A 22,233-nucleotide genomic window follows, 5' to 3' on the forward strand; every position below is an offset into this window, starting at 1 on the left:
GGCTATTCGGCCAGCCAGACGTTCGAGACACGCGTGTTGAAGAACGGCACATAGCCCTTCACATTGGCGCGCGTTGCCTGGTTCTTCGGCGTGACGCCGAAGGGAATTGCCATTACCTGCTCGAACACCCGCTCCTGCGCCTTGGCGAAAGCGGCCTGGCGCTCTTCCAGATCCGGACTCGTGCTCAGAACCCGGAATTCCTTCATGAACTCGGCGTCGGACTTGTTGTCCTTCGGCTTGTGCACGTTGGACGGGTCGGCAAGGTTGCGCAGCGACTGCGCGCCGCCCTGGGCGGTGACCGTGATCCAGCCGGTGTAGAAGAAGTTCCAGCCCTTCGTCTCGTTCACGCTCATGCCAAGCGCGGTGGGCCAGTCCAGGACCACCAGTTCGGCATTGATGCCCACGGCTTTCAACTGCTCCGACATGACGAGGGCCGCCGTGTAAAGGCGGGGAATATCCCTTGTCGTCAGGAGCTTGACCGTCTCGCCGTTGTAACCGGCTTCCTTGAGCAGGGCCTTGGCCTTCTCCGGGTCGTTCTGATTGTAATACTGGCTGCCGGCTTCCGAATAATAGGTCTGGCCGGGAAACTGGAACGACGGGTTGAGGCTGTAGGAGCCGTCGCTCATCGCATCCATGATTTCATCGAGGTTCATGGACGCTTGGATCGCTTGGCGCACCTTCAGATTGTCCGTCGGCGGCTCCGAAAGATTGGGATAGGTGAGCCACAGAGCGGCATGCTTGAGCTGCGCCTGAACAATGTCCTTGTTGCCGGTGAGACGTTCCTTGGAGAGCGTCGGCACATCCTCGACGATATCCACCTCGCCCGTTTCGAGCGCTGCAAGACGAGCGCCGGGTTCTGCCAGCGTGCGGAACGTGACGGTGTCGACGCAAGCCTGCTTGCGTCCGGCAAAGCCTGATAGGCCTTCAAGCGTTTCGTTGGGCTTGTAGTCCTCGTAGCGCTTCAGTTTCACATGGCTGTCGGCCACGAATTCCTCAAGCTGGAACGGTCCGGTGCCGATGGGCTCGAGCCGGGTTGCCTCCGCGCTTGCCTGTTCCGAGGGAACGATGACGATCGGCACGGTCGATGCCGAAATGCTCTCCAGGAAACTCGCCTGCGGCTCCTTGAGAACGACGGCGAAAGTACCTTTGTCCGGCGTTTCCCAGTGATCGACTCCGCCGAGAGCGGACCGATCCACGCCGATGCGGCTGTAACGGTCGAAGGAAGCAGCCACGTCCGCCGAGGTCAGCGGCTTGCCATTGTGGAACTTCACACCTGGGCGGAGCTTGAAGGTGTAGGTCAGTTTGTCGTCGCTGACGTCGAGGGCTTCCGCGAGGTCGAGGACGGGCGCCATGTTCTCGTCGCGCGTCATCAGCGTCTCGAAGATGTTCATGGCGACATTGCGCGTCGCGTTCGCCGCATTCACGTGCTGGTCAAGTGTGCCGAGCTTTGCCTCCATGCCCAACACCAGATCACCGCCCACATGACCGCAGAGTTCAGCATAGGCCGGGCCTGCGGCGACCACCATTGCGCCGGCGACCAGCAGGCCGTGCAACCGGTTTTTCGAGTTTCTGTGCGTCATTTCGCTCTACCCCTCTATTTTTTCTTGGCGTCATTATCCGAGGGCGCGGGTCGTGCCACGCTCTCGGATTTCGCTTTCTGGCAAGTGCGAGTCAGGAGGACTTACAGGATGCCATATTTCGCGAACACGGTTGCGAGGCGCTCTCCCGCCTCGAGATCGGCCAGCGTGTTGCGCTCGCCGCGCAGGCGTTCCTGCGCGACTTCGAGAACCCTGGCCTCTATCTCCTGCGGAACGACGACGACACCATCTGCATCGCCGAAGACGAGATCGCCGCTGTTGATCTTCACGCCGGAGCACTCGATGCCGACGTCAAGCGCCACGACCTTGCCGCGCCCCTTGCAATCCAGTGGCGCGATGCCTCCGTGAAAAACGGGAAAGCCCGAGGCAAGGATTTCGCGCGTGTCGCGCACCAGGCCGTCCATGACCGCCCCTGCCGACACGCGAACCTTTGCAGCCGTGCTCAAGAGACCACCCCATGGCGCCATGCGTCCTGAGGTGCCGCATGCGAAAACCGGGATCTCATCGACCTTCAGGTCGTCCACGAGCTTGATCTCGAGCTCGTAGGGATTTTCGCCCGGAGCAGGACGCTCATAGACGTCCATGCAAAGCGCCGTACGCGCCCTTCCGACCATCACCAGAGAACTGTCGAGCGGCCGGATCGTGTGATGCATGGCCTGGTTCATGTACCCGAGATCGTCGAGGACGTCGGAGAGAAGGGCGGTGAAGAAGCGCTCCCTGAGTTCGGTCAGGGTCGGCTGCGGTTCGGTTTCCAGGGGGGCCATCTGTGCGGTCGCCTTCGTGGTGTTTGCATACTTGAATTGCAACAGGTTTATCGTTAAATCTTATGCGAAGGTCGCGCCGAGTCAATAGCCAATTTCGACGGCCGCCCCTCAAGCTGATGAAGGATGGAAAATGGGTTCACTCACAGGAATGACCGCCCTCGTCACCGCAGCGGGACAGGGAATAGGCTTTGCAAGCGCCCGAGCCCTGGCCGAGGCGGGCGCAATGGTGCACGCCACGGATATCAATGGAGAACGTCTCTCCGCGTTGGCCCGGCAAGCGGGCTCCATCGAGCCGCACCTGCTCGATGTCCGCGACATGAATGCCATCACCGCGCTGGTCGCAGGGATCGGCAAGATCGACATTCTCTTCAATTGCGCCGGCATCGTTCACAGCGGAACCGTGCTCGACGTCCGCGATGAAGACATCGATCTTGCCATGGACCTCAACGTCAAGGCGATGATCCGCACAATCAAGGCCGTGCTTCCTGGAATGCTGGGTCGGGGCAGCGGCAGCATCATCAACATGGCGTCGGTTGTATCGAGCGTGAAGGGCGCCCCCAATCGGTGTGTCTACGGCCTCACCAAGGCCGCGGTGGTCGGGCTCACCAAATCCGTCGCCGCCGACTATGTGGGCAGCGGAATTCGCTGCAATGCGATTTGCCCCGGCACCGTCGACAGCCCCTCGCTGCGCGAGCGGCTTGAAGCGACCGGCGATTATGAAGCGGCCCGCAAAGCCTTTGAGGGCCGTCAGCAGATGGGGCGACTGGGGACTGCTGAGGAAATCGCCGATCTCGTCGTGCATCTGGCCGGCGCCACCTACACCACCGGTCAGGCCTACGCCATCGACGGCGGCTGGACGGTCTGAAGCCATAGCGAAAGATGATGAAACTTGTGCGCTTTTGCGCAACCGGTGCAGAAAAGCCCGACCTTGTCGACGACAGCGGCGAACTGCGCGATTTCTCGTCCTATGTTGCGGACATTGCCGGGGAAACGCTTTCGTCCGCAGGGCTCGCGGCTCTGGCGGCACTCGATCCGTCGTCCCCGCCTTGTGTCGCGGCACCAACAAACTCATCTGCATCGGGCTGAATTACGGCGATCACGCGCGTGCTGAATAGCCCCGAGTTTGGTGGACACCGTCGGCGTACGTTTCCTGCTGCCGTTCGAACTCGACGGGTGGCAGTATCCCGTTCCTTACGCGCTTGCGCTTCGGGTTCTAGAACATCTCAACGTAGTCGAACACGTCCTTCCTTGCCTCCTCGCGCGCTTGAGGAGATTGAGAGAAGCTCTCCACCCCGGCATTGTCAGGGCAGTTGCCGCGCCGGCTCAACGAGTGCTCAAGAATGTGGTGCTTCAGGACCGCCGCCCAGTTCATGCTGGTGAACTGCGAGCCCTGATCGGACTGGACCAGAACCTTGCTCTTCGGCTCTCGACGCCACACCGCCATGAGCGACACCTGCAGCACGACATCAGTGATCTGCCGGCTCTGCAGCGACCAGCCGAAGACGCGGCGCGAGAACGGGTCGATCACCACGGCCAGCCTGGCGAGGCGCACGATGCCGTGCGGCAACAGGTCTTTCCCTGATCGAGGAGATCGTCATGCCGCTTGCGGTAGCCGTAGACCCTGTCGCTTTCCTTCCACGCCTTGGTGAGGAGCGCGGTCTGACGGGGATCTTCCCGAGCCCGTTTGCTCGGCGGGTTTTTCAGCCATGCATAGAAACCACTGGGCCGGATACGCAGGCGGCGGCACATCGCACGCACCGTGAACTGCTGACGATGCTCGGCGACAAACGCGTATTTCACTTTGCGTCCTTGGCGAAATACGCGGTGGCTTCCTGATGGCTTCGATAACTTCTTCTTCCACGCGTGGAGCGAGTGTTGGCTCACGCCCGGCCGCTGCGACACCTCCGCAGCCGGATAGCCCCGCTCGGTGATCTGCGCGACAGCATCGCGCTTGAACTCCTCACTGAAATTGCCGGATCCCATCATGGCCTCCTTGCCTCAAAATCAGGGAAGAACGCATCCACAAATCCAGGGTCTGTTCATCTTATGTTCGTTTCAGTGGCACGAAAAACCGTTCCCTTCTTTGCGCTCCGACAACTTCTCCGATCGTGAAACAGGCTAGGGCTTTTGCGATCCGCAACAGGGAACAGGTCGGTCACGATGTCTGAAATCCTTACCAAATCGCGGGCGCGGAACATCTTCTATGGAGGGTCACTCTTCTTCATAGCGGTCTTCATCGCCCTCACGGTCCAAAGCCACCGCTATGTCGTCTCCACCTCCACGGCCGGAATGCCGCTCTCAGACGAGGTGCGCCTCGGCAAGCATGTTTGGGAGCGAAACAGCTGCATCAATTGCCACACTCTTCATGGTGAGGGCGCCTATTTCGCTCCCGAGGTCGGCAACGTGATGACCCGCTGGGGCGTGCTGGAGGACAAGCAGGCCGCCTACGAGATGCTCGACGCCTGGATGAAGGCGCAGCCCTCCGGAATCGAGGGGCGCAGGCAGATGCCCCACTTCGAGATCACCGAGGAAGAGATGCGCGGACTGGCCGAGTTTCTTCGCTGGGCCGATCAGACGGATACGCAGAACTGGCCACCGAACGACGCGGGCTGAGGGAGAACACTCATGAGATATGCATCGCAGAAAGTTGCCCTTGCCTACTTCGTGGCGGCCATGGGCCTGTTTGCCATCCAGGTTCTGGGCGGCCTGCTCGCCGGCTGGATCTACGTGTCGCCGAACACGCTTTCCGAAATCCTGCCTTTCAACATCATCCGCATGATCCACACCAACGCGCTGATTGTGTGGCTTCTTCTCGGCTTCTTCGGCGCTGCCTACTATCTGGTGCCTGAGGAAAGCGAGCGGGAGATCTACTCGGTCAAGCTCGCGTGGCTGCAGCTTGCCATTCTCGTCATTGGCACGCTGGGCGCCGTCGCGAGCTATCTGGTCGGCATTCACGGCGGACGCGAGTTCCTGGAACAGCCGCTCTGGGTGAAGTTTGGCATCCTTGTTGCCGCTGTGATCTTCCTCTTCAACATCTCATTGACCGTTCTTGCGGGACGCAAGACAGCCATCACGAATGTGCTTTTGATGGGACTCTGGCTCCTGTCGTTGCTGTGGATCTTCGCCTTCATCAACCCGGACAACCTCAGCCTCGACAAGATGTACTGGTGGTTCGTCGTGCATCTGTGGGTGGAGGCCACCTGGGAGCTGGTGATGGCCTCGATCCTCGCCTTCCTGCTGCTGAAGCTCACCGGCGTCGACCGCGAGGTCATCGAGAAGTGGCTCTATGTGATCGTTGCAACGGCACTGGTCTCCGGCATTCTCGGCACCGGTCACCATTTCTACTGGATCGGCCTGCCCGCCTACTGGCAATGGGTCGGGTCGGTGTTCTCGACTTTCGAGGTCGTTCCGTTCTTCGCCATGATGAGCTTTGCCTTCCTGATGGTCTGGAAGGGGCGTCGCAACCATCCGAACAAGGCCGCCCTGCTGTGGTCGCTCGGCTCATCGACGGTGGCCTTCTTCGGCGCCGGCGTTTGGGGCTTCCTGCATACGCTGCACGGCGTCAACTACTACACCCACGGCACCCAGGTGACGGCGGCGCACGGCCATCTCTCCTTCTACGGAGCCTATGTCGCGCTGAATCTGGCGGTCTTCACCTACGCCATGCCGATCCTGAGGGGCCGGGCGCCTTATAATCAGGTGCTGAACATGGCGAGCTTCTGGCTGATGACCGGTGGCATGGCCTTCATGACCTTTGTGCTGACCTTCGCCGGAACGATCCAGACCCACATGCAGCGGGTCGTGGGCGACTACTACATGGACGTCCAGGACCAGCTTGGCCTGTTCTACATGATGCGCTTCGGCGCGGGCATCGCGGTCGTACTCGGGGCATTGCTGTTCATCTACGCCATTCTGTTTCCGCGCCGCGAGGTTGTCACTCCGGGAACCAAGGTGGCCGCGCCTGAAGGAGGTCTGGCATGAGTGTCCAGAAAAGCACCGGGCCTTTGCGCGAAGTTCCGTTCTACCAGTCGACCGGGAACGAGTGCGCGCTCTTCCAAGCCGCCTATGAAAACGGTCTGCCCCTTCTTCTGAAGGGGCCGACCGGCTGCGGCAAGACCCGCTTTGTCGAGCACATGGCCGCCTGCCTGAACCGGCCGCTCTACACGGTCGCCTGCCATGACGACCTCTCGGCGGCCGATTTGATCGGCCGCTACCTCCTGCGTGGCGGCGAGACGGAATGGGTGGACGGTCCGCTGACCCGCGCGGTGCGCGAAGGTGCGATCTGCTATCTCGACGAGGTGGTCGAAGCGCGCAAGGATGTCACCGTGGTGTTGCATCCACTTACCGACAACCGCCGAACGCTTCCCATCGACCGCACCGGAGAAGAGCTCAAGGCGCCACGAGAATTCATGCTCGTGGCGAGCTACAACCCAGGTTACCAGAACATTCTAAAGCGTCTGAAGCCCTCGACCCGTCAGCGGTTCCTGTCGATCAGCTTCACGTTCCCCGACGTGGCGACGGAGACGGCTGTCATCGTTCGCGAAAGCGGATTGCCGGAGGAACGGGCAGCGTCACTCGTCCGGCTCGCCGGACATATCCGCGCGCTTTCGGGCATGGACCTTGAGGAAGGCGTCTCGACACGGCTGCTGATTTACGCCGCGACCCTGATTGCCGGCGGCATGACGCTGGAGCGCGCACTCGATGCGGCGGTGATCGAGCCCATGAGCGACGAACCGGACGTGCAGCGCGCGCTGCGCGATCTCGTCGCGACGGTCTACGGCTAGGAGCGGTGCGGCCATGTTCAATCCCCTGGACCTGCTGGAGCCGGAAGAAGCTGTCGGCAATCTCTGGCACGACTGGGCGAGCCGCCTGGCCGCGCCGGAGCAGAATACCGGCAGTGCGGTGACGCTGGAGGCCGTGCGCCCCAGTATCGCCGTGCTCTTTCGCGCACTCGGCGGCGCAAGCGGCGTCGAGATCGCCGAGGCCCCGGCCATAGGCGCAGCTCACCGGCGTGGCGCCGCCGAAACGCTTGCCGACGCACGCCCAATGGAAACGCCCGCCACCTTCGATGGCGAGCATCTTCGCCTGCCGGGCGTCATGGACCATTTTGCGGATCCGCGGCTGAACAAGGCCGCTTATCTCTGGCTTGCCGCGCTTTGCGCGCACACGACACATGTCGAAACCCTGCCGGAAGATCCGCTGGCGGCGGATCTTGTTCGCCTTGCCCGCCTGCGCGAGGCAACTGCGATGACGCTCAAGACCTGTCCCGGGCTCGGTTTGAGCCACCGCGCCCTGCGCCGCCAGGTGCTGGCAACCCGCGTGGCACAACCGCGCGGAGAGGCAGAGCAGGCGGTCGAAGGCCTCATCCGCGCCAGCCTCGGGTCCACGAGCCCACTGTCACGGCTGGCGCGCGAGCTTGCCGGAAGCTCTTGCGAAGAGATTGTGGCACCGCGTGGCTACCGTTCGCCGCGCTCGGTCGCGATATGGCCACGGCTCATCGCCCGCAGGCCGGGCAGCGCTGCGGCAGAGGAAACTCCGGGCTCCTCTCCGCAGGGCCTGGCGACAACCACGCGCAAGGTTGGCAAGCGCGAGAACCGTGACGAGGCGAACCGTCGGGACAGCTTCATCATTCATCGCTTCGAGGCGATCATGAGCTGGGTCGAGAGTCTCAACCTGAATCGCTCGGTCGAGGACGATGATGACGAAAACGCTCAGAAGGCGGCCGAAGACCAGGAGCACATCACCCTGTCACGCCATGACCGGCGCGCGGCAACCCGTCTGCGGCTTCATCTCGACCTTGCCCCACAAGATGCAGATCACGAGGCGCTTGCGGACAGGCATGTCTATCCGGAATGGAGCCACAGAAGCCGCACCTATCTGCCGGGCCACTGTCGGGTCCTGGAGAGCGAGGCGCCGGTCTCCGCACGTCGGGAAGCGAGTTCCGATCCCCGTCTTGTCGAGCGCGTGCGCCGCCAGTTCGAAAGTATGCATCCGCGCCGCATCATGCGCGCACGCCAGACAGACGGGACGGAACTCGATCTCGATGCAGTCGTTGCCAACCGCATCGCTCTTCGGGCGACGGGTGAAAGCAGCGACCGGCTCTACCGCGACCTGCGGGTGACCGAGCGCGATCTTGCCGTCGCGGTGCTCATGGACTGCTCGCGTTCCACGGAAGCGGTGATCGGCGAGCGGGCGATCATCGATACGGCCCGGGAAGCCCTCGGCGCGCTCACGTCTGGTATCGATGCGGCAGGTGACAGGGTCGCCGTGTGGGGCTTCTCCTCACTGCGCCGCGACCGCATTTTCCTGACCCGCTGCAAGGACTTCGCAACACCGATGTCAGAACAGGTTCAGGCCCGCATCGCCGGCCTGAAGCCCGGTCACTACACGCGGCTGGGTGCCGCCATCCGGCACGTCTCGGCAAAGCTTGGCGAGGAGCCCGCGACCCGCAAGCTGTTGCTTGTGTTGACCGACGGCAAACCCAACGATCTTGATCACTACGAGGGTATCCATGGCATCGAGGACAGCCGCATGGCGGTGCGCGAGGCCAGGAGCGCGAGCCAGGCGGTGCACGCAATCGTGGTGGATGCCGATGGGCAGGACTGGTTCGCCCGTATCTTCAACCGGTCGGGCTTCACACTCCTGCCTGATCCTGCGCGCCTGACGGGCGCTCTTCCCAAAATCTACCGTTCCCTGATCGAGGAGACCTGACATGCGCGCGCTTTCCCTTCTTCGCACTCCGATCGCGGCTCTTGCAGGCATGGTAGCGGGCCTTTCGCCAACCTTTGCGAAGGCCTTTGACCGGCCAATCCCGAAGCCGCAGACCGGCGAAGCCGAGGTCTGGTTTCTCGTCGCCTCTCTTGCCCTCGTCCTGTCGCTTGCTGCGGTGCAATGGTTGGTCGCGCGCCGATGACCGCTCGGCCAGGCTGGCGGCTTGTTGCCGCACTTTTTCCCTTTGGCGCGGGTGCGGCGGCGGTCAATCTCTTCTTCGCCTCGCTCATCGCGAGTTGGGTTGGTTGGCCGGTTCTCAGCCCGTACCAGGCCGTCGTCGGCGGGCTGGTGCTTGGCGCACCGGCCACCTGGTTCTTTGCGCAACACATGACGAAGCTGATGCGCCGCGCCGATGTCCAGTCCCGGATCGAGATGGAAGGTGCCTCGCCCGACGACGGCTCAGTTCCCTTCAAGTGAAACAAGGTAACGGCGAACGCTTTCCGCGTCCTGATCACTCTCCGACGCGCTGGAACTGCGCATTTCGGCAGGCGCCATCCAGCCGGGCTCGACGTTTTCCATGTTCGGAAGCTGGTGGGCGATCCCCTTGTGGCAGTCGATGCAGGTCGCCTCGCCCGAGATCAGGAACCGCCGGTGAATGTCCGCTGCCCGGACGGTCTGTTTGCCGAAGTCCATGGCAGCGTCGGAATGACAGTTACGGCACTCAAGACTGTCGTTGGCCTTGAGGCGCGCCCATTCGTGCTTGGCGAGCTCGAGCCGGTGATCGAGGAATTTCCTGCGCGTATTGATCGTACCGAAGATATGTCCCCATACCTCCTTCGAGGCCTGCATCTTTCGAGCGATCTTGTCTGTCCAGTCATGAGGCACATGGCAGTCGGGGCAGGAGGCTCGCACCCCAGAACGATTGGAAAAATGCACTGTACGGGTCAGCTCTTCATAAGGGTTCGCCTCCATCTCGTGGCAGCTGATGCAGAACGCCTCCGTGTTGGTGATCTCAAGGGCGGTGTTGAACGCGCCCCAGAAAACCACACCGCCTATGAACCCACCAAGCGTCAGAAACCCCAATCCGAAATGAACGCTGGGCCGCGCGAGAATCTGCCAGGCCCAATGACAGGCAGCCTTGATCCGCCTCCACATGGCTCACCGATCCCCGGCCGGTTTCGGCCCCAGTTCGCTCATGTCGACAAAGGTGTTCTTGACCAGCGGCGACACATCCCTTTGAGGGACATGGCACATGGTGCAGAAATAGCGACGCGGTGACACGTCCGCGAGCATCTGCCCCTCCCGGGTCATGAAATGGGTGATGCTGATCATCGGTGCTCCTGCGGCTTCCGCAAACTCGCGCCGGTGACAGGACAGGCAGCGGTTGGCATTCACGGTGAGCTGATAGCCCTCGATGGAGTGCGGGATGACGGGCGGCTGTTCCGGGTAAGCCCGGGTTTTGCGGACATCATCCGTAACCTGCTTGGGAACCGGCGGGGCCGCAGCGTTTTCCATCGGGTGCGTTTCGCCCGTCAGTCGCGGAGCGTCCTGGGACAGGGCAGGGATGGCAAACGCGACGACACATGTGAGGATCAGCGCGGCGACGGGCCACGCTTTTCCTGCCGTCTCTGCTTTCAGACGGCGGCTATCTGAACAGCGCATTTCTTGAAGTCCGTCTGTTTGGAGATGGGATCGGTCGCGTCGAGCGTGACCTTGTTGATGAGCACGCTGGCATCGAACCACGGCACGAACACCACGCCGCGGGGCATGCGGTTGCGGCCCCGGGTTTCGACCCGCGTGCGGATCTCCCCACGCCGCGAGCGTAGAACCACTTCCGCCCCCTGGTTCAAGCCGCGCTCGCGCGCGTCCTGCGGATGCATGAAAACCCGCGCGCCGGGGAACGCTTTGTAGAGTTCTGGAACACGCATCGTCATCGAGCCTGAGTGCCAATGCTCGAGTACACGGCCCGTCACCAGCCAGAGGTCGAACTCGTCATCCGGACTTTCCGCCGGAGGCTCGTAGGGAACGGCGAGAATGACCGCTCGCCCGTCGGGTCGGCCGTAGAACTCGACTTCTCGTCCCTTGCCGACATATGGATCGTAGCCCTCGCGGAAGCGCCAACGCGTTTCCTGACCATCGACCACCGGCCAGCGAAGGCCGCGTTCCTGATGATAGCGGTCGTAGGGTGCGAGATCATGCCCGTGTCCCCGCCCGAATGAGGCATATTCCTCGAACAGCCCCTTCTGGACGTAGAAACCGAAATGCTGAGATTCCTGGTTCGCGTAATCGGGATTTGTCTCGGACAGTGGGAACGCGTTGACGTTGCCGTTCTCAAACAGAACCTCGTAGAGGGTCTTGCCTTTGTAGGAGGGATTTGCGTCGAGAATCTCCTGTGGCCAAGCATCATCGGTCGTCAGGCGTTTCGAGAACTCCATGACCTGCCAGACATCGGATTGAGCCTCACCTGGCGCATTGACAAGCTGGTGCCAGACATGGGTGCGCCGCTCCGCATTGCCGTAAGCCCCTTCCTTCTCGACCCACATGGCTGCGGGAAGTATGAGATCGGCCGCCATCGCCGTTACAGTCGGATAGGCGTCCGAAACGATGATGAAATTGTCCGGATTGCGATAGCCCGGATAGGTCTCGCCGGAGCTATTGGGAGCCGCCTGGAGGTTGTTGTTGACCTGTATCCAGTACCAGTTGAGCTTGCCGTCATGGAGCATCCGGTCTTGGAGAACGGCATGATAGCCGGGTTTCTCGGGGATCAGACCTTCCGGCAGCTTCCACGTCTTCTCCGCACGCCTTCGGTGCTCCGGGTTCGTGACCACCATGTCCGCTGGCAGCCTGTGTGCGAAGGTGCCGACCTCTCGCGCGGTGCCGCAGGCCGACGGTTGCCCCGTCAGCGAGAACGGGCTGTTGCCCGGTTCGGAAATCTTCCCGGTCAACAGATGGAGATTGTAGGCCATCTGGTTCGCCCAGACGCCACGAACGTGCTGGTTGAACCCCATGGTCCAGAGCGACATCACCTTCTTGTCAGGGTCAGCATATAGTTCGGCGAGTTCGAGCAGGAAATCCGGCTCGACGCCGGAGATCTCTGACACCCGCTCCAGCGTGTATTCGGCAACATGCGACTTGAATGCCTCGAAGTCGATCGGCTCCATCTTTCCGGCTGAGGCGGCACCGGTCGCACGCTGTTGCAGCTTGTGCTCGGGACGAAGGCCATAACCGATATCGGTCTGCCCTTTCATGAAGGTCGTGTGCCTGTTTACGAACTCCTCGTTGACCCGCCCTGTCTGTATGATGTGGTTGGCGATGAAGTTCAGGATCGCCAAATCCGTTCCCGGCTTGAATACGATCGGGATGTCGGCCAGATCCATCGAGCGGTTTGTGAAGGTTGACAGGACCGCACAGCGCACATGCTCGTGGCCCAGCCTGCGATCTGCGAGACGCGTCCACAGGATCGGGTGCATCTCGGCCATGTTCGAGCCCCACAGCACAAAGGCGTCGGCGTGCTCGAAATCATCGTAGCACCCCATGGGTTCGTCGATGCCGAAGGTGCGCATGAACGCGACGGCGGCGGATGCCATGCAGTGACGCGCGTTGGGATCCAGGTTGTTGGAGCGAAGCCCCGCCTTCATGAATTTCTGAGCGGCATAGCCTTCAAAAATCGTCCACTGACCGGAACCAAACATGCCGACGGCCTCTGGACCCTTCTCCTTCAGAACTGCCTTCGCCTTCTCGGCCATCACATCGAAGGCCTCGTCCCACGACACGGGTTCAAACTCGCCGTCTTTGGAATAGACACCGTTCTTCTTTCGCAGAAGCGGCGTCGTCAGCCGATCAGCGCCGTACATGATCTTCGAAAGGAAATAGCCCTTGATGCAGTTGAGGCCTCGGTTGACCTCAGCCTGGGTGTCGCCGTGGGTGGCCACGACCTGTCCTTTCTTCACGCCGACCATCACGCCACAGCCGGTCCCGCAGAAGCGGCAGGGAGCCTTCGACCACTTGATGTCGAGAGACTGGACGCCGCCCGGAACGGGCTGTCCGTGCGCCGGCACGCTTATCCCGGCCGCTACGGCGGCAATTCCGGCCGCTTGCGCTCTGATGATGTCGCGTCTCGTCAGTTCGAGGTTCATGAGGTGCCCTCCTCGACGTGTTCGAAAACCATGTTTGCTGAGATGACGCCGTCCAGCGTTGCAATCTCCGTGAGACGCCCCCCGACCGTTTCCCGGGTGGCTCCCTCCAGGAGGATCACGAGCTTGGTTCCCTTGCCGGCCGTGACCTCGATGTCGGGCATGGCGGAGAGACAATCCCGCACGCCTGCAACGCGATCCGGCATGGCGGTCACAACGGCACTGGAGATCACGAACGTTGGAATGTCAGGCATTGGCGACCTCACGCATAGGGACGAGTCCGGTCGCGCCGGCCGGACAGGGGGCGATGCAGGCCCCGCAGCCCGTACAGGCGGAGGCATTGATTTGGGGAAGAAAGGGCCCGCCGATGCGCGGAGGAAACCTGATCGCCATTTCCGGGCACGCATCGCCACAGGACCGACAGGTCACGCCTGCATAGGTCAGGCAGGAGCCTGAGATCTCCACGACATGCTCGAATGGTATGGTGGACAGATCGAACAGGTGCTCCGGACAGGACTCGGCGCAAGCGCCGCAAAAGGTGCATTCGCCCTGCGCGAAATCCACCGTCGCGGTTCGTTCCACAATATGCACCACACCGGTTGGGCAGGCCTCGGTACACGAGCCGCATCCGGTGCAGCCAAGTATGGCGTCCTCAAGTAGCCATGGCGGACGCAAGGAGGGCGTCGGAAAAGGTGTGTCGCACCTGCCGCCGGTAAGAAAGAAACGCCTGGAGAGGTCGGTAGGTCGTTCCATGGCGGCCTCAGTGCAGCCCGGCCGGTGGCCCGGGTGGCCCAAAAACGATCTGGCTCATCCATACAATAAAACCAAATCCGCCGACGACGCCTATCGCAATAAAGGGCCAAACCCCGAATGCAAGTACGAGGAATGCGATAAGTTCAGAGCGCCGGCTCGGGCGCATACCGTCTTGTCGCGGGCTGGACATAGGACCGACAATCCTTTCATATCATTTTCCAATTGTGTCTCATATTCCTGATATTTTCAAATTACAGAAAAATATCTATTTAAGGATTTGGGAAACTATACGGGAAGTATATGATTTTTCTTGATGATTAAGGTGGGGAAATGCAACCAATGGCTGTGTTCGCTGTGGCGTCGGTGGAACCGATGGAACCTTAGCGCCGCATCCAAACCGCATAGGCCTCGCCGCCAAGCCCGTCGGACCTGCCATGGGTGGCGATCTGGATGCCCGGCAGCGACGCGTTGTTCTCCTCGAACGCCTGTTTGATGCGGCTGAAGACGATGATGCCAAGGATGTTGGCGTTCTGCGTCATGCCGCCCGGCATCGAGGTCGCCTTCGCCATCATGGAGAGGGGCCGGGTTGGCCGCTGGCTTTCGTGGCGAGAGAGGTGGGGGCAATTCTCTTTCGCCGTGTCCCAAAGGCACGCGGGGAGGGGGGGCTACCGGTGCGCTTGTGCCGAAAGGGGCAGTGCGAGCTCTTGCCAACTCCTGCAAAGCTGCCGGCATCTAAGTGGGACGCCAGGCGTGGCGGAGTTAACGCCCGCAAGGGGCATGGCTCAAGACGCTGGAAAGCGAGATCACTTGGCTCAAGACACTGGTTGCCGCCCCGCCGGGCAACACGTTGTCGCGTGAGTTTCCCGAGGGGGAATGGCAATGGCCGTGATGCATCCGTTGTGACCGCGCCGCGCTATTTGCGCTTCTCTCCATTTTCGATCTCGCGGCGTCTTGATATATATCTATATATGTCGAATATAAATGTTATTTAGTCACTGATAAAAATATCTATACGTATTATTTGATGGCGATCCTAATATATGTATTTTCTGCATTTGCCTATCAAAGGTAAGAGTGTCTTGACAGTTGGGGAATGTCATTTAGGATTGTGCAAATCAGCCACCTGACACGCCGTGATTGCATCTCGTGCGTCGTCGGTCAGCCATCGATGGATGTTGAGGCAGGGTTCGCCCTCCTGAACACGTTGGCGGGGCGGTGGCTGTGGTTCTCTCTGGGCTTTTTCCAACGCGGGCTTTGCTTGGCGCCTTTCTGGCGAGGCTCGGCCGCCAGTGGCTCAGCTTCTTCCTGCTGTTTGTCGTGCTTGCTGCCGCGATGGCGGTCTGCGTCGTTCTGCTTGGCGCCGTCCGGTATTACTTCGCGCCGGGGCGTCTGGTCGACGCCGATCTGTGGCGCATAGACACCGTCTGGACGTCCGGCCATACCAGCGAAAGCGGGCACTGGGCCACGTCACCCGACCCACTGGCCCGTCTGATCCGGCAGGACCATGGGGCGCTGGCGGTTGCCGGACGCTTCACTCCGGTGAGATCGCAGGTGGTGATTGATGAACTGTCGCTGCCGGGCGGTGCCGTCTTCCGCAGCGACCAGCCCTCGCTCGCGGTGTTTGACTGGAAGATACAGAAGGGGGCATTCGCGACCGGACAACCCGGGCCGGGCGACGCTCTGATCAGCGCCACCGAGGCGCGACGCCTGTTCGGGAAACGCGATCCGATCGGGCTGCGTATCTCCCTCTCCCGGGTCGACAGGCATGGCCAGGCATCGACCCATACCGTCGCGGCGGTGTTCACCCCTTTCGCGGAGAACGCCGTTTTTCGACCGGACGTGGTTCTCGTCGATCCGGTGCCCGGCGCGATTGACCGCGACCTGCTGCCCAGCTCCCTGCGCCAGTTGCCGATGGAATGGCTACGCCCGAACGCCTACACCTTCGTTCGTATTCCGGGCCAGGGCGCGCACGAGCGGGCGGAGGCGATCGCCGCGGACCTGACCGCCCGCGCACCGTATCTCGGTGGATGGGTGCCGGACTTCAGGGCGCGGGCGGCGGCCGACATCTGGCTGTCGAACGGGGCCTACGAGGAACTCGTGGCGGCCATATCGCCGGCCCTGGCGCGGTTGCTGTGGCTTGGCGCTGCGGTTCTCGCTTGCGTCGCGCTGGCGGCCTTCGGTTATGGGGTCGCCCTGGCGCGGCTGCAGACGGCGGCATTGTTCGAAACCCTGGGCAGTCTCGCCGTTCCGCCGGCCGCCGGCCGGATGGCGCTCGCGGGCATGACGGCGGTGGCGGCGGTCGGCTTCTGCACCCTGGGGGTCGCCGGAGGCATCTGGCTGTCCAGGCTGGTCGCGAACCTGCTGAGGATGGATCCGTCCGCCTTCGCGATCACGCCACGGGAGGGCATTGCCGTCCTTGCCGCTTGCGTTTTCGTCTTCGTCGCCGTCGGCCTGTTGTCGTTGACCCGCCGTCCGACCGCCTCCGTGCGGGCCCGCCACCGCCCCCTGCCGCTCTGGGCCACTTTCGTCGTCGGCAGCACGGCGGCCGGTCTCTCGCTCGTGCTGCTCCTGCAGCAGCTCTATCTGGCGCGGCAGGACACCGGCATGTCACTGGAGGGCACGCTGGCCCTGCGGGTCGACCAGGACGGCGTCCTCGGCATCCGCCACGATGCCTTCCGGCAGGAGTTGCTGTCTCTGCCGGGCGTGCGCGAGGTCGGCTTCGCCAAGACACTTCCCGGCACCCTGCAAGACTACAGCTACATGGAGCTTCGCGCGGCCACCGACCGTCGGAAGACGGAAAAGCGCTATCAGGCGCTGTCGGCGGATGCGGGGTTCCTGAGAAGCATCGGCGTGGAGTTGATTGCCGGGGAGCTGCCGGAGAACTGGCGGGAGCGAACCGACCAGGCCGTCCTCAACCGGAGCGCTGCCGAGCAACTTGGCTTCTCCGTCCCGGAGGAGGCCGTTGGCCAGACATTGCTGAGTTTCGACGGTGGCCCGCGTGTTCGCCTGCATGTCGCGGCCGTGGTTGAGGATTTTCGCCTGAACGGACGGCATGTCCCGAACTCGCCGCTCGTTGTCTATCACGATGCGAACCTGTTTCGCGCGGTTACCATCCGCTTCGACACCGTCGAAGGGCCTTCCCGGCTTGGGGAAGTCGTCCCGGTTTGGTGGCGGCTGTGGCCGCATGTGACGCCTTCGCGGATCGAGCTTTCGGCATTTTACGGGGCGGCGAACCGACCAGCGGAAGGTGTCGCCCTGCTCATCCTGGGAACCTGGATCACAGCCCTCTTTGTTGTCGGCGGTGCGCTGTTCGCGGTGATCCGCTTCCAGTCGGTCACCTGCCGGCGGGAACTTGGTCTGCGCCAGTTGCTTGGCGCACGGCCGGTGCAACTGGCGCCGGTCCTGGCCAGTCGTCTGGTGATGCCGCTGCTATGCGCAATCCCCTTTGCCGGCGCGGCCACGATCATGCTCGGCCAGGCATGGCTGTCTGGGCAAGCGGAGCGGATCTCGGCGGTGTCGCTAGCCGTGCTTGCGATCGTCTTCCTGGGGCTCGTTCTTTCATCCGTACTGGCTCTCGCGTCTTGCATCGCGGTCGAGCTCTTTCTCATATCTCGAAGAGATCAGTTCTCATCAATTGCGAATGGAGGTGCATGAGAAAATCAATCTGAATTTTCAGTATTATGATAAGTAATGCAAAATTTTACTTACGTTAAACATGAGAAGGAGGAATGAAATGCGGCATGTTCTTGATATCTGTGCCCCCTCTCATTCGGAGGTCTACGAAAGCTACATCGAGGAAATCGAGCCGACTTTAGCTCGGGCTACCACCAGCGACTGTCTCTCGACCGGAACGACGGTCGGCAGCGGTGCCGGTTCAACAGTCGGAAGCTTCTTCTGCATCGGCTGCATAACGGGCACGGGCGGTTACGACTCGGGCTGTAGCAGCTGCCACGAATGAGTTGAAGTCCTCCCCGGAGATGAGAGTTCGATGACCAATTCTAGTGTTGTTGCGGCACTGCGTGGCGGCTCTTCTGTCACGCTCGGGCGTAGCCGGCTTCGCATCTCCGGGGATCCCGTTCCGTCGGGGCTTGTCTCGAGCGGGTTGTGCAAGCGCTATGGCGGGCAGGTGGCGCTCGACGGCGTCAGCCTCGAATGCAGGGCGGGGACCCTGACCTCGTTGCTCGGGCCGAACGGGGCGGGAAAGACCACCCTGCTCGAAATCCTGGTCGGGTTGCGCAAGCCCGACAGCGGCCGGACGACGATCCTGGGAGCCCCCTATTCGAGCCTGTCGCTCGACCGGCGGCGCAAGGTCGGTATCGTGCTGCAACACCAAAGCCTGCCGTCCCTGCTGCGCACCGACGAATATCTGGCGATGGTGCGCAAGGCCTATCGCAGCCAGGATCTGCCTTTCTCGCTGATCGAGGCGTTTTCTCTCGACGGCGCCTGGAAGAAGAGGATCGGTCAGCTCTCCGGCGGCCAGCAGCGCAAGCTCGCGCTGGTAGCCGCGCTGGTGGGGGACCCGTCCGTCCTGATCCTTGACGAGCCAACGGCGAGCCTCGACCCGTTCAGCCGCCTGGCGTTCTGGAAGGAGTTGCGGCGGCTGTGCGACAGGCAAGCCGCGCCGTCCGCCATCCTGCTTTCCACCCACGACATGGCCGAGGCGACCGAGTTGAGCAGCAATGTGGTGATCCTCGAGAACGGCCGGGTGCGCGAGACCGGAACCCCGGACGATCTGATCGCGCGCAACGGGCACCCACCGCGCCTGACGATCGCGCTGAGCGACGCGGAAGTGGCGGGGCGGATCATCGACGCCGATGCGGACATGCGGACGAAGCTGACGCTTGAGACGTCGCGGGAAGGCGTGGCGCAGGTGGTGTTCGAAGCCGGGTATCTCGACGGCCTGCTTGCCTCGCCCTTGCGCCCCCATCTCGATCTGGCGCGGCTGGGCCAGCGCCGGTCGACGCTGGAGGACGTCTTTGTTGCCCTTCTTGGGTCGGAACGCAAGGAAGCACGGGGATGAACGCGCCACTGCTCGCCATCCTGATGCTCAACAATTTCCGCGAATATCTGCGTGATTTCACATCGAGCTTCTTCACTTTCGTGTTCCCGCTGATCTTTGTCGTGATCTTCTTCCTGACGGGGTCCGGCGGGAGCGGATACGGCTCGCTGCCGCTCTCCGTCGAGGGGGACGTGGACACGCCGCAGGCGCAGGCGGTCATCGAGGCCCTTGCAGCGGTGCCGTCCGTGCGCGTGCTGCCGGCCGGCCGTACGGGGGCCGGCACCGTCATGATCACCGTGGCAACCGACGGCCGCGTCGGGCTTGTGATCGCGGCCGACCCGGTGCTGGCACCGACGCTTCGCACCATCGCGCTGGCGGCGGCCGGCAGCCGGGCCGATCCGGCGCCCTTCGACTACAGCTTCGAGCCGGTGCAGCGGACGTCCGAACTCGTGCAGTTGCTGCCTGCATTCTTTGCCATGTCGCTGCTGCAGCTTGGCTTGTTCGGAACCTCGACGCCGCTGTTGCAACAGCGGGCACGCGGTGTCTTCCGCCACATGAAAACCCTGCCGATTACCGTGTTCCAGATCGTCGTGGCGCTGCTGACCACCCGGTTGGTGATCGCACTGGTGCAGATGGCCGGCCTCTACGCCATCTCGACCGCCTTCTTCGGCTTTCGCATCGAGGGCAGCGGGGTGCTCTTCGCCGCGCTTCTGACGCTCGGAACCTGTTGCTTTGTCGCCATGGGCTTTGCCCTTGGCGGCATCGTCGGCAACCAGCAGGTCGGCATGCTGCTGACGCTCGGGCTCAACTTCCTGATGCTGAGCTTCGGCAACGTGTTCTTCCAGGTGCCGCCAGGCGGTGGCCTGGCGCTGATCTCGGGCCTGCTGCCCATCACCTACCTTGTCGAGGGGCTGCGGATGGCGGCGACAGGCGAAGCGCAAGGCGTCTCCCTGGAAGTCGCGGTCGCCGTGCTGGCGGCGGCAACACTGGTGCTGACGGTGGTCTCGGTTCGTTTCTTCAGGTTCGACATGGAGCGGGGGACATGACTGTGTCGCATGGCGCAAGCTGGATCTATTTCAAGCTCTACCCGGGGGTGTTCGGTTCCGGCTTTGATCACCTCGTCGCCACCGACCTGGCGCAAATCGGTGCCCGGCCAGAGGTTGGGAAATGGCACTTCCTGCGCATGACCGATGATGGCGGGCCGCATCTGCGCTTGCGCTTTCTGCCGGCCTCCCCTGAGGCGCTGCAGCCGCTTGCGGTGCAGCTCGAGCGGCAGCTCAGCACCTTGGTGTCGGAACTGGCGGTCACGCCGGAAAGTCCCTTTACCCCGCTTGTCGGCACTGCGAGGGGGGCCGGGCCGGCCCCCGGCTTCTCGCGCGCGCTTGTCCAGCGCGACACCTATGAGCCGGAAACCGGAAAATACGGGACCGGCGAGATGCTGGAGGCCTGTGAGACGCACTTCCAGCTGTCGAGCGAGATCGCAGCGGCGATCATCGGGGCGGAGCTTCTGGAGGGGCGTTCGCGCAAGTGGATGGCTCCGCTGCTGATGGTGCGCTGCGTGCAGCTGTTCGACCTGCCGCGCTCCACCCACCAGTTTCTGGCGGACTACAGCGATTACTGGATGCGTGGCGCGAATGCGGCGCAGTCCCAGTTCGACGAGAAGATCACCGAGATCCGCAAGACCGCGTTCGATCCGCTCGACGCCGGGGCGCTACTTACCGACGACGAGACGGCGCTGCTCGCAAAGTGGGAGATCTCGGTGCGGGCCATGTCGCGGGCCGCAGCCCATCACATGCCGCAGAACGACAATTTCCGCGACCAGCTTGCCTTCAATCTCTGCCACCTGATGATGAACAGGCTCGGCTTCCCGGCGGCGGACGAGGCGTATCTCGCGCGCCTCGTCTCTGCTTTCGACGGGGTGGCGGCATGATCGAGGTTTTCGAGCGGAACGATTTCCGCACCCGGTTTTCATGGTCATCGATCCTCAGCCCCTCCTGCGGGATCGTAAGGAGCGTCGCACCGATCGATGACGAGGAACTGGGCGTGCCGGACTTCCGGCGGCGCACCGCAAGGCTTTGCAACGTGTCGCTGAGCTATCCCTGGATTCGCGCCGGCGACGGAAGCAGCGCGGCTGCGACGCTGACCGCCGGCAATGGCGGTGATCTGAACGCCGACATGGCCTATGTTCGTGCCGTCGCCGAGGCCGCCGAGCGCTACGCCAGCTCGATTTTCGACGAGAACGACTACATCCTCACCAGCGCCAATGAGTTGGGATCAGCGGCGCTGGATCATCGCCGCTGGCCGAAATGCGATGCAGCCGAGCTTGCCGATCCGCATTGTCAGTTGCATGCCTTCGATCCGGACCGGCCAATCCGTTGGGTCGAGGGGTATTCCCTCACACAGGGGCGCAAGGTCTGGCTGCCGCTGGTGATGTCGCACCTGGTGTTCGAGTTGCTGCCGGGGGAAGCGTTCTGGGCGCCGATCACGACGGGGATCGCCATCCATAGCTGTCCCTACCGGGCGGCCGTCTCGGCAATCTGCGAGAGCATCGAGAGAGATGCCATCGCGCTCACCTGGATCTGCCGGCTGCCGTTGCCACGGCTCGTCGTCGACGCCGAACCTCCGGAGCAGGCGGCTCGCACGCTGGCGCGGATCGGCACCCTGCCGCTGCAACATGAGTTTTACGACGCGACGACCGATCTCGGCGTGCCGACCGTCTATCTGCTGCAGAAATACGAAGGGCATCCGCAGCTCTCCACTTTCGTCGGCTGCAGCACCGAGTTCGACCCTTGGACTGCCTATGGCAAGGTGGTGCGCGAAGCCTGTGTGGCGCGTACGGCGATCCCCTTCTTCCAGGACATCCCCGACGACCCGCTCCACTTCTCGCGGCTGGAGTATGGTGCAAGCTACATGGGGCGGCCGGAACAGGCAGCCGCCTTCGACTTTCTGTCGACGGGGCGGCGAGAGACCCTCATCTCGGGGCTTGGCCCCGATTGCGGTCCGGATCCGCGCGATGAATTCGACTGGCTTGTGGCCCGCTTCAAGGCGCTCGATTTCGAGTTGACGCTGGTCGACCTCACGACCGACGACCTGAGGGAGGCCGGCCTGAGCGTCATCCGCGCCTTCACTCCGGATCTGATGCCGCTCGATTTCCTGCCCTCCGCCCGATACCTCGGCCACGCGCGGCTTCAAAGCTACCCGAAGAAGGCGGGCTACGGGCATTTCGACCGGGCTGCCGCCAATCCCTATCCCCAGCCGTTCGCGTGAAAGGAACA

General features: G+C 62.6%; 21 protein-coding genes and 1 pseudogene. 12 read left to right on the top strand and 10 right to left on the bottom strand.

The annotated features are described in order from the left end of the window. Nucleotides 1-2 precede the first annotated feature (2 nt). Together ACSLUQ_RS00060 and ACSLUQ_RS00065 are read right to left on the bottom strand one after the other, a co-directional pair. A complete protein-coding gene (locus tag ACSLUQ_RS00060; protein ID WP_461807354.1) occupies nt 3-1,580 on the bottom strand; it encodes an ABC transporter substrate-binding protein in 1,578 nt (525 codons plus the stop codon). 101 nt (nt 1,581-1,681) lie between these two features. Beyond that, on the bottom strand, nt 1,682-2,362 hold the full coding sequence (locus ACSLUQ_RS00065; protein ID WP_461807355.1) for an RraA family protein: 681 nt from the start codon (nt 2,360-2,362) through the stop codon (nt 1,682-1,684). A gap of 130 nt (nt 2,363-2,492) precedes the next feature. On the opposite strand from ACSLUQ_RS00065, the gene ACSLUQ_RS00070 reads away from it, so the two are divergent. Further along, nucleotides 2,493-3,227, top strand: a complete 735-nt coding sequence (locus tag ACSLUQ_RS00070; protein ID WP_417280673.1) for an SDR family oxidoreductase — start codon at nt 2,493-2,495, stop codon at nt 3,225-3,227. A gap of 231 nt (nt 3,228-3,458) precedes the next feature. Here ACSLUQ_RS00070 and ACSLUQ_RS00075 read toward each other — a convergent pair. Next, a pseudogene (locus ACSLUQ_RS00075) lies at nt 3,459-4,345 on the bottom strand (DDE-type integrase/transposase/recombinase). A gap of 177 nt (nt 4,346-4,522) precedes the next feature. Between ACSLUQ_RS00075 and ACSLUQ_RS00080 the strand changes: the two are divergent. The 6 genes from ACSLUQ_RS00080 to ACSLUQ_RS00105 are packed head-to-tail and all read left to right on the top strand — an operon-like array spanning nt 4,523 to nt 9,550. After that, nucleotides 4,523-4,975 (top strand): c-type cytochrome, encoded by a 453-nt coding sequence (locus tag ACSLUQ_RS00080; protein ID WP_461807356.1) that lies wholly within the window; start codon nt 4,523-4,525, stop codon nt 4,973-4,975. 12 nt (nt 4,976-4,987) lie between these two features. Further along, nucleotides 4,988-6,343 (top strand): cbb3-type cytochrome c oxidase subunit I, encoded by a 1,356-nt coding sequence (locus ACSLUQ_RS00085; protein WP_417280670.1) that lies wholly within the window; start codon nt 4,988-4,990, stop codon nt 6,341-6,343. Continuing rightward, nucleotides 6,340-7,146, top strand: coding sequence for an AAA family ATPase (locus ACSLUQ_RS00090; protein ID WP_461807357.1), 807 nt, complete (start codon nt 6,340-6,342; stop codon nt 7,144-7,146). The genes ACSLUQ_RS00085 and ACSLUQ_RS00090 overlap by 4 nt, the downstream gene beginning before the upstream one ends. A 13-nt stretch (nt 7,147-7,159) precedes the next feature. Beyond that, nucleotides 7,160-9,073 (top strand): nitric oxide reductase activation protein NorD, encoded by a 1,914-nt coding sequence (locus tag ACSLUQ_RS00095; RefSeq protein WP_461807358.1) that lies wholly within the window; start codon nt 7,160-7,162, stop codon nt 9,071-9,073. Between the two features lies 1 nt (nt 9,074). Continuing rightward, nucleotides 9,075-9,275: a hypothetical protein gene (locus ACSLUQ_RS00100; RefSeq protein ID WP_461807359.1), complete on the top strand. Its 201-nt coding sequence runs from the start codon at nt 9,075-9,077 to the stop codon at nt 9,273-9,275. After that, the gene (locus ACSLUQ_RS00105; protein ID WP_461807360.1) at nt 9,272-9,550 is read left to right on the top strand and encodes an NnrT protein; all 279 of its coding nucleotides are present in this window, start codon (nt 9,272-9,274) and stop codon (nt 9,548-9,550) included. Before ACSLUQ_RS00100 ends, ACSLUQ_RS00105 begins: the two co-directional genes overlap by 4 nt. Here the strand turns inward: ACSLUQ_RS00105 and ACSLUQ_RS00110 are convergent. From ACSLUQ_RS00110 to ACSLUQ_RS00140, 7 genes are all read right to left on the bottom strand, one after another. Further along, nucleotides 9,533-10,228, bottom strand: coding sequence for a NapC/NirT family cytochrome c (locus tag ACSLUQ_RS00110; protein WP_461807361.1), 696 nt, complete (start codon nt 10,226-10,228; stop codon nt 9,533-9,535). The two genes, ACSLUQ_RS00105 and ACSLUQ_RS00110, sit on opposite strands and share 18 nt — an antisense overlap. Before the next feature lie 3 nt (nt 10,229-10,231). After that, nucleotides 10,232-10,735, bottom strand: coding sequence for a nitrate reductase cytochrome c-type subunit (locus ACSLUQ_RS00115; protein ID WP_461807362.1), 504 nt, complete (start codon nt 10,733-10,735; stop codon nt 10,232-10,234). Then, complete coding sequence (gene napA / locus ACSLUQ_RS00120; RefSeq protein ID WP_461807363.1) at nt 10,708-13,209, bottom strand: periplasmic nitrate reductase subunit alpha; 2,502 nt, start codon at nt 13,207-13,209, stop codon at nt 10,708-10,710. The genes ACSLUQ_RS00115 and napA overlap by 28 nt, the downstream gene beginning before the upstream one ends. Continuing rightward, entirely contained in the window at nt 13,206-13,460 is a 255-nt protein-coding gene (locus tag ACSLUQ_RS00125) for a chaperone NapD (RefSeq protein WP_461807364.1), read from the bottom strand. The genes napA and ACSLUQ_RS00125 overlap by 4 nt, the downstream gene beginning before the upstream one ends. After that, nucleotides 13,453-13,959: a ferredoxin-type protein NapF gene (gene napF, locus ACSLUQ_RS00130; RefSeq protein ID WP_461807365.1), complete on the bottom strand. Its 507-nt coding sequence runs from the start codon at nt 13,957-13,959 to the stop codon at nt 13,453-13,455. Before napF ends, ACSLUQ_RS00125 begins: the two co-directional genes overlap by 8 nt. 7 nt (nt 13,960-13,966) lie before the next feature. Then, on the bottom strand, nt 13,967-14,149 hold the full coding sequence (gene napE / locus ACSLUQ_RS00135) for a periplasmic nitrate reductase, NapE protein (protein WP_461807366.1): 183 nt from the start codon (nt 14,147-14,149) through the stop codon (nt 13,967-13,969). A gap of 190 nt (nt 14,150-14,339) precedes the next feature. Further along, nucleotides 14,340-14,531, bottom strand: a complete 192-nt coding sequence (locus tag ACSLUQ_RS00140; RefSeq protein WP_461807367.1) for a hypothetical protein — start codon at nt 14,529-14,531, stop codon at nt 14,340-14,342. Nucleotides 14,532-15,174: 643 nt separating this feature from the next. On the opposite strand from ACSLUQ_RS00140, the gene ACSLUQ_RS00145 reads away from it, so the two are divergent. The 5 genes from ACSLUQ_RS00145 (at nt 15,175) to ACSLUQ_RS00165 (ending at nt 22,225) form a co-directional block, all read left to right on the top strand. Further along, nucleotides 15,175-17,613, top strand: a complete 2,439-nt coding sequence (locus ACSLUQ_RS00145; protein WP_461807368.1) for an ABC transporter permease — start codon at nt 15,175-15,177, stop codon at nt 17,611-17,613. A 334-nt stretch (nt 17,614-17,947) separates the two neighbouring features. Further along, nucleotides 17,948-18,979, top strand: coding sequence for an ABC transporter ATP-binding protein (locus ACSLUQ_RS00150; protein WP_461807369.1), 1,032 nt, complete (start codon nt 17,948-17,950; stop codon nt 18,977-18,979). Further along, a complete protein-coding gene (locus ACSLUQ_RS00155; protein ID WP_461807370.1) occupies nt 18,976-20,004 on the top strand; it encodes an ABC transporter permease in 1,029 nt (342 codons plus the stop codon). Before ACSLUQ_RS00150 ends, ACSLUQ_RS00155 begins: the two co-directional genes overlap by 4 nt. After that, the gene (locus ACSLUQ_RS00160; protein WP_461807371.1) at nt 20,001-20,888 is read left to right on the top strand and encodes a thiopeptide-type bacteriocin biosynthesis protein; all 888 of its coding nucleotides are present in this window, start codon (nt 20,001-20,003) and stop codon (nt 20,886-20,888) included. The genes ACSLUQ_RS00155 and ACSLUQ_RS00160 overlap by 4 nt, the downstream gene beginning before the upstream one ends. Further along, on the top strand, nt 20,885-22,225 hold the full coding sequence (locus tag ACSLUQ_RS00165) for a YcaO-like family protein (protein ID WP_461807372.1): 1,341 nt from the start codon (nt 20,885-20,887) through the stop codon (nt 22,223-22,225). The genes ACSLUQ_RS00160 and ACSLUQ_RS00165 overlap by 4 nt, the downstream gene beginning before the upstream one ends. Nucleotides 22,226-22,233: the final 8 nt, after the last annotated feature.

This window comes from Stappia sp. ICDLI1TA098 (assembly GCF_054880955.1).

Excerpts from the sequence above, each read along its gene's own strand:
- ACSLUQ_RS00060 (WP_461807354.1), bottom strand. The coding sequence starts at position 1,580 with ATGACGCACAGAAACTCGAAAAACCGGTTGCACGGCCTGCTGGTCGCC.
- ACSLUQ_RS00065 (WP_461807355.1), bottom strand. The coding sequence starts at position 2,362 with ATGGCCCCCCTGGAAACCGAACCGCAGCCGACCCTGACCGAACTCAGG.
- ACSLUQ_RS00070 (WP_417280673.1), top strand. The coding sequence starts at position 2,493 with ATGGGTTCACTCACAGGAATGACCGCCCTCGTCACCGCAGCGGGACAG.
- ACSLUQ_RS00080 (WP_461807356.1), top strand. The coding sequence starts at position 4,523 with ATGTCTGAAATCCTTACCAAATCGCGGGCGCGGAACATCTTCTATGGA.
- ACSLUQ_RS00085 (WP_417280670.1), top strand. The coding sequence starts at position 4,988 with ATGAGATATGCATCGCAGAAAGTTGCCCTTGCCTACTTCGTGGCGGCC.
- ACSLUQ_RS00090 (WP_461807357.1), top strand. The coding sequence starts at position 6,340 with ATGAGTGTCCAGAAAAGCACCGGGCCTTTGCGCGAAGTTCCGTTCTAC.
- ACSLUQ_RS00095 (WP_461807358.1), top strand. The coding sequence starts at position 7,160 with ATGTTCAATCCCCTGGACCTGCTGGAGCCGGAAGAAGCTGTCGGCAAT.
- ACSLUQ_RS00100 (WP_461807359.1), top strand. The coding sequence starts at position 9,075 with ATGCGCGCGCTTTCCCTTCTTCGCACTCCGATCGCGGCTCTTGCAGGC.
- ACSLUQ_RS00105 (WP_461807360.1), top strand. The coding sequence starts at position 9,272 with ATGACCGCTCGGCCAGGCTGGCGGCTTGTTGCCGCACTTTTTCCCTTT.
- ACSLUQ_RS00110 (WP_461807361.1), bottom strand. The coding sequence starts at position 10,228 with ATGTGGAGGCGGATCAAGGCTGCCTGTCATTGGGCCTGGCAGATTCTC.
- ACSLUQ_RS00115 (WP_461807362.1), bottom strand. The coding sequence starts at position 10,735 with ATGCGCTGTTCAGATAGCCGCCGTCTGAAAGCAGAGACGGCAGGAAAA.
- napA (WP_461807363.1), bottom strand. The coding sequence starts at position 13,209 with ATGAACCTCGAACTGACGAGACGCGACATCATCAGAGCGCAAGCGGCC.
- ACSLUQ_RS00125 (WP_461807364.1), bottom strand. The coding sequence starts at position 13,460 with ATGCCTGACATTCCAACGTTCGTGATCTCCAGTGCCGTTGTGACCGCC.
- napF (WP_461807365.1), bottom strand. The coding sequence starts at position 13,959 with ATGGAACGACCTACCGACCTCTCCAGGCGTTTCTTTCTTACCGGCGGC.
- napE (WP_461807366.1), bottom strand. The coding sequence starts at position 14,149 with ATGTCCAGCCCGCGACAAGACGGTATGCGCCCGAGCCGGCGCTCTGAA.
- ACSLUQ_RS00140 (WP_461807367.1), bottom strand. The coding sequence starts at position 14,531 with ATGATGGCGAAGGCGACCTCGATGCCGGGCGGCATGACGCAGAACGCC.
- ACSLUQ_RS00150 (WP_461807369.1), top strand. The coding sequence starts at position 17,948 with ATGACCAATTCTAGTGTTGTTGCGGCACTGCGTGGCGGCTCTTCTGTC.
- ACSLUQ_RS00155 (WP_461807370.1), top strand. The coding sequence starts at position 18,976 with ATGAACGCGCCACTGCTCGCCATCCTGATGCTCAACAATTTCCGCGAA.
- ACSLUQ_RS00160 (WP_461807371.1), top strand. The coding sequence starts at position 20,001 with ATGACTGTGTCGCATGGCGCAAGCTGGATCTATTTCAAGCTCTACCCG.
- ACSLUQ_RS00165 (WP_461807372.1), top strand. The coding sequence starts at position 20,885 with ATGATCGAGGTTTTCGAGCGGAACGATTTCCGCACCCGGTTTTCATGG.